Annotated in this window: 11 protein-coding genes; 5 read left to right on the forward strand and 6 right to left on the reverse strand. The window is 69.1% G+C overall.

Annotation, left to right across the window (positions count from 1 at the left end):
• Nucleotides 1–195 precede the first annotated feature (195 nt).
• Entirely contained in the window at nt 196–1,383 is a 1,188-nt protein-coding gene (locus G3N92_RS25245) for a porin (RefSeq protein ID WP_206130323.1), read from the forward strand.
• Between the two features lie 63 nt (nt 1,384–1,446).
• On the opposite strand, the gene G3N92_RS25250 is transcribed toward G3N92_RS25245, so the two are convergent.
• The 4 genes from G3N92_RS25250 to G3N92_RS25265 all read right to left on the reverse strand — a co-directional run bounded on the left by G3N92_RS25250 (nt 1,447) and on the right by G3N92_RS25265 (nt 6,057).
• On the reverse strand, nt 1,447–2,784 hold the full coding sequence (locus G3N92_RS25250; protein ID WP_206130324.1) for an MFS transporter: 1,338 nt from the start codon (nt 2,782–2,784) through the stop codon (nt 1,447–1,449).
• A 91-nt stretch (nt 2,785–2,875) separates the two neighbouring features.
• A complete protein-coding gene (locus G3N92_RS25255; RefSeq protein ID WP_206130325.1) occupies nt 2,876–3,814 on the reverse strand; it encodes a hydroxymethylglutaryl-CoA lyase in 939 nt (312 codons plus the stop codon).
• Nucleotides 3,811–5,004 (reverse strand): CaiB/BaiF CoA-transferase family protein, encoded by a 1,194-nt coding sequence (locus G3N92_RS25260; RefSeq protein WP_206130326.1) that lies wholly within the window; start codon nt 5,002–5,004, stop codon nt 3,811–3,813. The genes G3N92_RS25255 and G3N92_RS25260 overlap by 4 nt, the downstream gene beginning before the upstream one ends.
• Nucleotides 5,005–5,118: 114 nt before the next feature.
• Nucleotides 5,119–6,057 (reverse strand): LysR family transcriptional regulator, encoded by a 939-nt coding sequence (locus tag G3N92_RS25265; protein ID WP_206130327.1) that lies wholly within the window; start codon nt 6,055–6,057, stop codon nt 5,119–5,121.
• Between the two features lie 366 nt (nt 6,058–6,423).
• Between G3N92_RS25265 and G3N92_RS25270 the strand changes: the two genes are divergently transcribed.
• Nucleotides 6,424–7,137 (forward strand): MgtC/SapB family protein, encoded by a 714-nt coding sequence (locus tag G3N92_RS25270; RefSeq protein ID WP_206130328.1) that lies wholly within the window; start codon nt 6,424–6,426, stop codon nt 7,135–7,137.
• A 33-nt stretch (nt 7,138–7,170) separates the two neighbouring features.
• Here the strand turns inward: G3N92_RS25270 and G3N92_RS25275 are convergent, their stop codons facing one another.
• Nucleotides 7,171–7,890, reverse strand: a complete 720-nt coding sequence (locus G3N92_RS25275) for an autoinducer binding domain-containing protein (protein ID WP_206130333.1) — start codon at nt 7,888–7,890, stop codon at nt 7,171–7,173.
• A gap of 75 nt (nt 7,891–7,965) precedes the next feature.
• Between G3N92_RS25275 and G3N92_RS25280 the strand changes: the two genes are divergently transcribed.
• Nucleotides 7,966–8,412, forward strand: coding sequence for a DUF4902 domain-containing protein (locus G3N92_RS25280; RefSeq protein ID WP_206130329.1), 447 nt, complete (start codon nt 7,966–7,968; stop codon nt 8,410–8,412).
• Between the two features lie 221 nt (nt 8,413–8,633).
• Nucleotides 8,634–9,245, forward strand: a complete 612-nt coding sequence (locus tag G3N92_RS25285; RefSeq protein ID WP_206130330.1) for an acyl-homoserine-lactone synthase — start codon at nt 8,634–8,636, stop codon at nt 9,243–9,245.
• Nucleotides 9,246–9,334: 89 nt separating this feature from the next.
• Here the strand turns inward: G3N92_RS25285 and argC are convergent, their stop codons facing one another.
• Nucleotides 9,335–10,264, reverse strand: a complete 930-nt coding sequence (gene argC, locus G3N92_RS25290; protein ID WP_206130331.1) for an N-acetyl-gamma-glutamyl-phosphate reductase — start codon at nt 10,262–10,264, stop codon at nt 9,335–9,337.
• Between the two features lie 163 nt (nt 10,265–10,427).
• Here argC and G3N92_RS25295 point away from each other — a divergent pair.
• Nucleotides 10,428–10,649, forward strand: a 222-nt coding sequence (locus tag G3N92_RS25295; RefSeq protein WP_206130332.1) for a LysR family transcriptional regulator, incomplete at its 3' end; no start/stop codon positions are given.

The following is a 10,649-nucleotide window of genomic DNA, read 5'->3' on the forward strand; positions in this document are numbered from 1 at the left end:
ACGGCCGCTGGCGCACGCTGACGCTGGCCCTGCCCGCATAAGCGCCGCCGCCGCGCGCGGCGCACCCGCGCGCGCCTCGGCGACACCACCGCACACGACGCCGCCTGCCGCCCGACAGGCGGCGTCGCACGATCGACGGGCTATTCATCACAACAGCGGATGTGTATCATCCGCGATCCTTTTCAGGAGACACCCATGTCCACCCGCCTTGCGCTCGGCCGCACGCTGTTCGCTACCGCCGCCGCGCTGGCCGCCGGCCCCGTGCTCGCCCAGAGCAGCGTCACGTTGTACGGCGTCGCCGACAACGCGCTCACCTACGTCAACAACCAGAACGGTCATTCGAACGTGTACCTGCGCGACGGCAACCTGTATGCGTCGAAGTTCGGGCTGCGCGGCAACGAGGATCTCGGCGGCGGCACCAAGGCGATCTTCGACCTGCAGGCGGGCTTCAACCTGAACACCGGCGCGCAGGCCTCGGCCGGCACGCTGTTCAACCGGCAGGCCTTCGTCGGTCTGCAGAACGACCGCTACGGCACGCTGACGGCGGGCCGCCAGTACACGCCGTACTACCTGTTCGTGGGCGCCTACGATTCGAGCAACTGGCTGACCGGCGCGACCGGCGCGCACCCGGGCGACATCGACGGCCTCGACACGACGGTGCGCATCAACAACAGCGTGACCTACACGTCGCCGACCGTCGGCGGCTTCACCGCGAGCGCGATGATGGGCCTGAGCGGCATTCCCGGCAGCGCCGGCAAGGGCGACACGATCAGCGCCGCGCTGCGCTATGCGAACGGGCCGCTCGGCATGGCGGTGGGCTACCTGCGCATGAACAGCTCGGGCCAGCCGGCCGGGTTCTCGAACCCGAGCATCGCGCCGAGCGCGAGCTTCGCCACCTCGGTGCTGAACCAGGGCTATCTGACCGCGCGCGCGGTGCAGCACGTGGCGGCGTCCGGCAACTACAAGTTCGGCAACCTGCTGCTGGGCCTGAACTACTCGAACGTGAAATACCTGCCCGGCGCGCAATCGGCGTTCACCGACACGGCGATCTTCAACACCTACGGCGCGATCGCGGTGTACCGCTTCACGCCGGTGTTCTCGGTGGGCGGCGGCTATTCGTACACCACGGCGTCCAAGGCCAACGGCATCTCGAACGCCGCGCGCTATCACCAGGTGTCGCTCAAGGAAGCGTACAACCTGTCGCAGCGCACGATCCTCTACGCGGTGCAGGCCTACCAGCACGCCGGCGGCAACACGCTCGGCGCGAAGGGCGCGGGCGACATCGTCGCGGCCGCGCCCGCCGTGGGCGATTCGCAGCAGTTCACGGCCTCGTCGACGAAATCGCAGTTCGTCGGCATGGTCGGCATCGCCGTGATGTTCTGACGGCGTGGCCGGTTGCGAACGACGCAGGGCGCGCCCCGCGTCGTTTGCACGGCCAGGCCGGCCTCAGCCTGCGATGCGCCCGTCGCGCTCGCGCAGCGAGGCCGGCAGCGCGAACCACACCAGCCCCGCGCAGATCAGGCTCAGCAGCCCGATCGCATAGAGCGCCGGGGTGGTGGAGCCGGTCAGGTCGCGCACCCGGCCCACCATCACCGGGCTGACGATCCCGCCCAGTTGCCCCAGCGTATTGATCAGCGCGATGCCGGCCGCCGCGCCCGCGCCCGTCACGAGCTTCGGCGGCAGCGCCCAGAACGCCGGAATCGAGGCCACCACGCCCGCGCCCATCACCGCCAGCGCGATCACGAGCAGCGTGGTCTGCCGGTCGAAGAAGCCCGCCGCGAAGAAGCCGAGCGCGGCCATCGTCAGCAAGCCGGCCACATACTTGCGGCGCTCGCCGCTCGCATCCGACAGCCGCCCCACCGCCACCATCGCGATCGCGCCGGCGATATACGGCACCGAGGTCAGCAGCCCGATCAGCGTGGGGTTGTGCGTGCCGGCCGTGCGGATCAGGTGCGGCGCCCAGAAATTCAGGCCATACGACGCGATCTGAATCAGGAAGTAGACAAGGCCGAGCATCAGGAAGCCGGGCGTTTTCAGCGCGCCGGCCAGCGAGTGGCCGCCCTGCGGATGGCGGCTCTGCTGCGCGATCTGCCCCGACAGCCAGGCCTTCTCGCCGCCCGACAGCCAGTGCGCGTCGTCGATGCGATCCTTCAACTGCGTGAGCACCAGCAGGCCCAGCCCGATGCACGGCACGCCGCCCAGCAGGAACAGCCAGTGCCAGCCCGGCATGCCGAGCGCGCCGTTCAGATGGCCGAGCACGAGGCCCGCGGCCGGCGCGCCCACCAGCCCCGAGAACGCCGAGGCGAGAAACAGCATCGACGTGATGCGGCCGCGATGGCTCGGCGGAAACCACAGCGTCAGGTAATAGAGCACGCCCGGCGCGAAGCCCGCCTCCATCGCGCCGATCACGAAGCGCAGCCCGTAGAACTGCCATTCGGTGTGGACGAACACCATCGCGGTGGTCGCGACGCCCCACGAAATCATGATCCGCGCGATCCAGCGCCGCGCGCCGACGCGATACAGGAACAGGTTGCTCGGGACTTCGAACAAGACGTAGCCGATCACGAACAGGCTGGCGCCGAGCCCGTAGGCGGTGTCGGACAGGCCGAGATCGCCCTGCAACTGGAACTTGGCGAAGCTGATGTTGATCCGGTCGAAGAACGCGAACAGATAGCAGATCATGATCAGCGGCATGAGCCGCCATGCGACCTTGCGGATCACCTGAATGCCGGATTCGCCGCTGGCGGCGCGCGCCTCCGTTGCGATTGCGCTGTGGGTTGTCATGCTTGTCTCCAGGCCGGGCTGGCGCGTGCCGCCCGGTCGATTTGGTGAATGAGGACTGCTGGATATTGCGTGGCGATCCGGCGCCGCCGGCTCAGGCGATCCCGGCCACGTAATCGGGCGCGGGATGCAGATCGGCGTTGCGGCCGGCCTTGGCCACCTGCCCCGGCACCGCGTGGCCGACCAGCGCCGGCAGCGTGCGCGACAGCGCGATCAGCGCGGCCAGATCGATGCCGGTCGGCACGCCGATCTCGTCGCACAGGTTGACGAGATCCTCGGTGCAGATGTTGCCGGACGCGCCCGGTGCGAACGGGCAGCCGCCGAGGCCGCCGAGCGCGGCGTCGAAGCGGCGCGCGCCCGCCTCGTAGGCGGCCAGCACGTTGGCGAGGCCGAGCCCGCGCGTGTTGTGGAAGTGCAGCGTCAGCGCCGAGGCCGGCACGCGTTCGAGCACGCGCGCGACGACCCGCGCGACCTGGCGCGGGTTCGCCATGCCGGTGGTGTCGGCCAGCGTGATGCCCGCGATGCCCAGCTCGCGATACGCGTCGACGATACGCAGCACGCGATCCTCGTCGATGCGGCCTTCGAACGGGCAGCCGAACGCGGTGGCCACCGTGGCGTTGAGCGAGACGGCCGCGCCGCGCACCTGCGCGACGATGTCGCCGAAGCCGGCCAGCGAGGTCTCGCAGCTCATGCGCAGGTTGGCGCGGTTGTGGGTCTGGCTCGCCGACATCACGAGGTTCAGCTCGTCGGCCCGCGCGGCCAGCGCGCGCTCGGCGCCCTTCGCGTTCGGCACCAGCGCCACGTAGGTCACGCCCGGCGCGCGGCGCATGCCGCGAAACACGGCGTCGCCGTCGCGCAGCGCGGGAATCGCCTTCGGCGACACGAACGAGCCGGCCTCGATGCGCGTGAAACCGAGCGCGGACAAGCCGTCGATCAGCGCGATCTTGTCGGCCGTCTCGACCCATTGCGGCTCGATCTGCAGCCCGTCGCGCGGCGCGACTTCCTGGACGATCAACATCTCCGACGCGCTCATTGCACCGCTCCCTGCTCGCGCAGCCGCGCGATTTCGTCCTCGCCGTAGCCGAGCCCCGCCAGCACGCTGGACGTATGCTCGCCGAGCGCCGGGCCGGGCCAGTGCATGCCGCCCGGCGTGTCCGACAGCTTCGGCACGATGCCCGGCATGGCGACCGATGCGCCGCCCGGCAGCGTGGCCGGCAGCAGCATGTCGCGCGCCCGGTAATGCGGATCGCCGACGATATCGGCCACCGAATAGATGCGGCCCGACGGCACCTCGGCGCGCTCCAGCGCGGCCAGCACGTCGTCGATCGAATGGTGGGACGTCCAGGCGGCGATCGCGGCGTCGAGCATCGCGGTCTGCCCGACGCGGCCGTCGTTGTGCGCGAGCGCCGGATCGTCGGCCAGATCGGGGCGGCCGATGGTGTGCATCAGGCGGCGGAAGATCGGATCGCTGTTGCCGGCGATCACCACGAACGCGCCGTCTTCGGTGCGGTAGGTGTTCGACGGCGCGATGCCCGGCAGCGCGCCGCCGCTGCGCTCGCGCACGTGGCCGAGCAGGTCGTATTCGGGCACCAGGCTTTCCATCAGGTTGAACACGCTCTCCACCAGCGACACGTCCACCACCTGCCCCTCGCCCTGCCCGGTCTTCACGCGCAGCAGCGACATCAGCGCGCCGATCACGCCGTGCAGCGAAGCCAGCGAATCGCCGAGGCTCACGCCGACGCGCGCCGGCGCGCCGTCGATCTCGCCGGTGGTGTAGCGGATCCCGCCCATCGCCTCGCCGATCGCGCCGAAGCCGGGGCGATCGCGATACGGGCCGGTCTGGCCGTAGCCCGAGATGCGCACCATCGTCAGCTTCGGGTTCAGCGCATGCAGTGTGTCCCAGCCGAGGCCGAGCTTTTCGAGCGCGCCGGGGCGCAGGTTCTCGATCAGCACGTCGGCTTCGGCCACCATCTGCTTGACGATCTCGACGCCTTCGGGCGATTTCAGGTTGACGCAGACGGATTGCTTGTTGCGCGATTGCAGATACCACCAGAGCGAGGTGCCCTCGTGCAGCTTGCGCCATTTGCGCAGCGGATCGCCGGTTTCGGGCGCTTCGATCTTGATCACGTCGGCGCCGAATTCCGCCATCAGGCGGGCGGCGAACGGGGCGGCGATCAGCGTGCCGATTTCGATCACGCGAATCCCGTGGAGCGGGCCACTCATCTTGCTGTCTCCGGTTCGAATCTTGATGGAGCACAGCGTAGGGTTGCCGGGCGGCGAACGTCCAACCGCATTTCGCCAAGCAGCGTTCGCCGTTCGCGAACGCTGCGCGGTGCGTCAATCGTGGCGCGGCGCCTCGGTTTCGCGGGCCTCGATGGTGCGCAGGTGCTCGAACAGCAGCCGGCCGACGGGCGAGAGCGCCGCCACCTCGCGCACCACCAGCACCAGCCGCCGGCGCGCCCAATCGTCGTCGAGGCCGATCGCGGCGAGCCCGAGCGGCCGCCCCATCAGTTCGTACACCTTGCGAGGCAGCACGCCCACGCCCATCCCGGCCTGCACCATCCGGCACACGGCGTCGAAGCCCGGCACGTGGATCCGCAGCCGCAGCGGGCGGCCGGCCTGGCGCGCCGCGAGATGGGTGCGCATGTTGATCGAGCTGGAGACGTGCAGGCCCACGTGATCGCTGTCGAGCGTGGCCGCGAACGGCAGGCTGTCGTGCGCGGCGAGCGGATCGTCGGGGCGCGCGACGATCACCAGCGTGTCGTGGCGGTAATGCTCGACATGCAGCGCGCGCGTGTCGGCATCCTCCGAGCAGATGCCGATCTCGACCAGGCTGTCGTCCACCGCCTCCACCACGCCGCCGCTCGGGCGCTCCTCCAGATCGAGCTTGACGCGCTCGTGCTCGGCCTGGAACGCGCGCAGATCCTCGGGCAGGAACTCGACGATGCCCGACAGGTTCGACGACATCCGCACGTAGCCGCGCACGCCGCTCGCGTAGCCGGCCAGCTCGGCGCCGATGTTCTCGATGTCGCGCATCACGCGCCGCGCATGGTGCAGCAGCGTCTCGCCGGCCGGCGTCAGCGTCATGCCGCGCGCGTTGCGCTGGAACAGCGCCGCGCCCACCACCTGCTCCAGTTCGAGCAGGCGCTTGCTGGCGGCCGAGACGGCGATCGCCTCGCGCTCGGCCGCGCGCGTGAGCGTGCCCTCCTCGTGCACGGCGAGAAACAGTTGCAGCGTGGTGAGGTCGAGGCGTCGCAGCAGGGTTTTGAGCAGCATGGCCGGATCGGGCGGTGGCGGGTGCCTCATTGTGCCCAATCTGCGGCGCGGCGCGCGAATCGGGCTTGCCCGAGGGCGCTTGCCCATGCCTGCGAAAACTGCCGCCCGGCGCGCCGCCTTGCCTGCTAGAATCGCGCCGATCCGTTCTCCGAAGGAATCTCCGTGGACAGTTGCCGCGAACCCGCCGCGCAACGCCGCGCCGCCTGAACGCCCGCAGCCTGCCTGGCTGACGCCGCGTCCGGTTGCGCGGCGTGCGTCATCCTTGTTTCACATTCGGCCGCCTGCCGCGCGGTATCGTTACGGGTTGCCCGCATGCAGCCGGTTCGATGCCGGCCCGCGCGCGGCCCCCAGCCAGGCCTTGCACACATGACCGTCGAATTCATCCTCCGCCTGCTCACCGCGTTCGCCTGCGGCGTCGCGATCGGCATCGAACGCCAGATGCGCCAGCGCACCGCCGGCCTTCGCACCATCACGCTCGTCACCTGCGGCGCGTGCCTGTTCGTCACGCTCGGCGTGATGACCGGCAACGGCGTGGCGGGCATCACGCAGATCGCCGCCTACGTCGTGTCGGGCGTGGGCTTCCTGGGCGGCGGCGTGATCATGCGCGAGAAAGGCGCGATCCAGGGCATCAACACGGCGGCCACGCTGTGGTGCTCGGCCGCCGTCGGCGTGCTCGCGGGCAGCGGCCTGTACGTGCCCGCGCTGGCCGGCACGGTGGTGATCCTGGCCGTCAACACGGTGCTGCGCGCGCTCAGCCACGCGATCAACGCCACGCCGGTGTCGAACGCCGACCTGATCCGCGAATACCAGATCACCGTGATCTGCCTGGCCGCCGACGAGATCCACGTGCGCACCCAGTTGTCGAACTCGATGTATGCGAAGCCACTGTCGTTCCAGAGCCTGACGAGCGAGGACGTGCACGAAGACGGCGCGCCCGAGCGCATCAAGGTGACGGCCACGCTGAAGCTGCATCCGAAGGATCAGCCGAAGCTCGAGCAGATCGCGAGCCGGATGAGCATGGAGAAGAGTATTTCCAGCGTCAGCTGGACGGCGAAGGAAGCCGAGCCGCTGATGGAATGAGCGACGCGCCGGGCGGCGCGCCGCCGCCCGCGCTCAGGGCGTTTCGATCAGGCCCAGGCCGATCGCCTTGACCACGGCCTGCACCTTGTTGGCGGCGCCGAGCTTGGCCAGGATGTTGTTGATGTGGAACGTGACGGTGCGCTCGGAAATATTGAGCTGATCGCCGATCTCGCTCGCGGTGCGGCCCTCGCTGGTCCACGCCAGCACTTCGCGCTCCCGCCGCGTCAGCGTCACGGACGACGACGGCGACAGCTTCGGCACCAGGAACTTGCCCATCAGCGAATGCGACAGGTTCGCGAGCCAGTTGGCCTGCAGCGTCAGGCTGTTGATCTCAGCCGGCGTCAGGCGGTCGGAACGGCGCGCGATGGTCAGCAGTCCGAACACGCCGCGCGCGGCCCAGGCCGATTGCGCCGCTCCCACCGACATGCCGAAATCGCGCGCATCGCGCCACAGCGCCGGCTCCTCCGCGGTGTCCACGTCGGGCCAGACGATCAGGTTGGGGCTTTGCGCGCCGTCGCGCACGGTGGGATCGATCTCGATGTAGTTGCGCGCCTGATAGTGGGCCATCCAGCCCGCCGGATAGGTGTCGAAGATCTCGACGACGGGCTGCGCGCCGGCCTGCGGCACGCGAATGCCGTAGCAGCAGTATTCGAAACCGATCCGGCGCGAATACGCCGAGATCTGCTGAAACAGCTGCTGCTCGTTCTCGGCCGCGTTGAACTGGTGGTAGGCATCCTGCCAGCGTAGTTCCATCATCTCTCCCACAGCTTCCACGCTGTCATTCTTGCTAGGTTACATCCGGGTCTCAGGCTTGATACATTGCCGCGCATGACACCCCCGCTGCTTCATCCGTACTGCGCACCGTCGGCGGACGGCTACGTCCGCCTGCCGCTGCATGCCTTTGCGTCGCTTGCGTTCGAACACGTCGCGTCGGGGCTCGACCCCACGCTGTCGGCCGAACTGCGCGCCGAAGGCCTGCCCGCCGAATTCGCCGGCTTCACCGAATGGCGCCGCGCCGCATCGCCGGGCTTCGCACTGCTGACGATCGGCTGGGACTGGTATCGCGAGCCCGCCGCCGGCCGCTGCCTGATCGCCTGGGACGACGTGCGCAGCAACCTGATGGGCGTCGACCGCTTCGGCGCTGACATCGGCATGCACGCCACCGCCTCCGCACTCGTCACCTGTCTGAGCACATTCGACTGGGCCACGACCGTCACCGGCGCGCTCGCGGCCGGCCCCGTATCGCCCGCTTCGGGCATCCGCCTTTCAATCTGACAACACGTGCATCCGGCGACACTTTATCGCCGGATCTGTTGCAAAACACGCAACGTTTGCATTTTCGGTTCAACTCGGCCCGCAACGCAATCTCGTTATTGAAACACATCCGGCGCGCAAACCTTTGCGCACCGGTACGGCCTGTCAGGAATAGCAGTTACCGGTCCTCGGAGCGCGCGCTGTAATGCGCCCATTCCAATCGGAATAACCACGAGGACACCATGCAGACTTACGTACACGAGGCAGGCCGACTTTCCCCCCAGCTCGCGGCCGAACTGGGGTCGTACCGTTATCGCGTCTTTGTCGAACAGCTCGGCTGGCAATTGCCGAGCGAGGACGCGCAATTCGAGCGCGATCAATACGATCGCGACGATACGGTTTATGTCTTTGCGCGCGACGCACGCGAGGCGATCTGCGGATGTGCCCGCTTGCTGCCGACCACCCGGCCCTATCTGCTGCAGGAAATCTTCCCGCACCTGCTGGCCGAGGACATGCCGGCGCCGCGCTCGTCCGATGTTTGGGAACTGTCGCGTTTCGCGGCCAGCGCCGAGGATGGCGCCGAGGGCAACAGCCTGGCCTGGTCGGTGCGGCCGATGCTGGCGGCGGCCGTGGAATGCGCCGCGCGGCGCGGCGCGAAACAATTGATCGGCGTGACGTTCTGCAGCATCGAGCGGCTGTTCCGCCGCATCGGCGTGCACGCCCACCGGGCCGGGGCGCCCGAATCGATCGACGGCCGCATGGTGGTGGCCTGCTGGATCGACATCGATGCGCAGACGCTCGCCGCGCTCGATCTCGATCCGGCGCTTTGCGCGCCGCAGTCCGAAGCGGCCTGACCTTGCCGCGTCCGGCGCGAGCGGGGGGCCGCCCGCGCCTTCGTTGCATCGCTCGATAACGGGGCGCGTTCGCCGCCCCGCTCCCGCGCTCAGCCGAGCGCCGCCAGCATCAGGTCGAGGTTCTGCACCGCCGCGCCCGATGCGCCCTTGCCGAGATTGTCGAACACGGCCGTCAGCAACACGTGGCCGTGCTCGTCGTTCGAAAACACCCCGAATTCGATGTCGTTGGTGCCGTTCAGCGCCTGCGGATCGAGCTGGGCGACATCCTGGCTCGCCGTGGCCGGCAGCACGCGCACGTGGCGCGCGCCGTCGTAGTGGCGCGCGAGGCCCGCATGCAGGCGCGCGCCGTCCACGCCCGCGGGCAGCAGCCGCGTTTCAAGCGGGATCGTCAGCACGATGCCCTGCCGGTATGCGCCGTACGACGGCACGAACAGCGGTCGGTGCGCGAGGCCCGCATGGCGCGCGATTTCCGGCGGATGCTTGTGCGCGAGGCCGAGCCCGTACACGCGCAGCGCCGGCGCGTTGCCCTCGCCGCTTTCATGCGCGTCCACCGCCGCGCGGCCGCCGCCCGAATAGCCCGACACCGCGTGGATCGCCACCGGGTAATCGGCCGGCACGAGGCCATGCTCGATCAGCGGGCGCAGCAGCCCGACCGCGCCGGTCGGGTAGCAGCCGGGGTTGGTCACGCGCCGCGCCGCGGCGATCCGGCCCGGCTGCGCCGCGTCCATTTCCGGGAAACCGTACACCCAGGCCGGATCGGTGCGATGCGCCGAGCTGGCGTCGATCACGCGCACCGACGGGTTGCGCACGAAACCCGCCGATTCGCGCGCCGCCGCGTCGGGCAGGCACAGGATCGCGATGTCGCATTCGTTGATGGCGGCCGCGCGCCGCGCCGGATCCTTGCGGTCGGCGGCGGGCAGCGTGGCCAGCCGCAAATCGGTGCGGCCGCGCAGCCGTTCGTGGATCTGCAGGCCGGTGGTGCCCTGGTCGCCGTCGATGAAAACGATGGGTCCGCTCATGTCGTGATGCTCCTTGATTGCGCGTGGTGACCGCGAACACGTCGCGGCTCGGAACGCCGTCGCCGATCGACGGCATGACCGATCATCGCGCTCGCGCTACACTTGGAAAAGTTGAATTTCGCGACGACGAGATTCATATTTTCTGAATGTAGGTTTTTCCGTCATGCGCGAAATCAGTCTTGACCGTCTCCGTACGCTAATCGCGATCGCCGACCTCGGATCGTTCGCCGCGGCCGCACAATCGCTGCACCTCGCGCCGCCCACCGTCAGCCTCCATATTTCGGAACTCGAAGCGCGGGTGGGCGCGCCGCTGCTGTCGCGCACGCGCGGCAACGTGCGGCCGTCGGCGATCGGCGAATTGCTGATCGAGCGCGCGCGGCGGCTG

It is taken from the genome of Burkholderia sp. Ac-20379, assembly GCF_017104645.1.
GTDB lineage: Bacteria > Pseudomonadota > Gammaproteobacteria > Burkholderiales > Burkholderiaceae > Burkholderia.

Coding starts and splice junctions, on each gene's coding strand:
- G3N92_RS25255 (WP_206130325.1), bottom strand. CDS start 3,814: ATGAGCGCGTCGGAGATGTTGATCGTCCAGGAAGTCGCGCCGCGCGAC.
- G3N92_RS25270 (WP_206130328.1), top strand. CDS start 6,424: ATGACCGTCGAATTCATCCTCCGCCTGCTCACCGCGTTCGCCTGCGGC.
- G3N92_RS25265 (WP_206130327.1), bottom strand. CDS start 6,057: ATGCTGCTCAAAACCCTGCTGCGACGCCTCGACCTCACCACGCTGCAA.
- G3N92_RS25280 (WP_206130329.1), top strand. CDS start 7,966: ATGACACCCCCGCTGCTTCATCCGTACTGCGCACCGTCGGCGGACGGC.
- G3N92_RS25275 (WP_206130333.1), bottom strand. CDS start 7,890: ATGGAACTACGCTGGCAGGATGCCTACCACCAGTTCAACGCGGCCGAG.
- argC (WP_206130331.1), bottom strand. CDS start 10,264: ATGAGCGGACCCATCGTTTTCATCGACGGCGACCAGGGCACCACCGGC.
- G3N92_RS25285 (WP_206130330.1), top strand. CDS start 8,634: ATGCAGACTTACGTACACGAGGCAGGCCGACTTTCCCCCCAGCTCGCG.
- G3N92_RS25260 (WP_206130326.1), bottom strand. CDS start 5,004: ATGAGTGGCCCGCTCCACGGGATTCGCGTGATCGAAATCGGCACGCTG.
- G3N92_RS25250 (WP_206130324.1), bottom strand. CDS start 2,784: ATGACAACCCACAGCGCAATCGCAACGGAGGCGCGCGCCGCCAGCGGC.
- G3N92_RS25245 (WP_206130323.1), top strand. CDS start 196: ATGTCCACCCGCCTTGCGCTCGGCCGCACGCTGTTCGCTACCGCCGCC.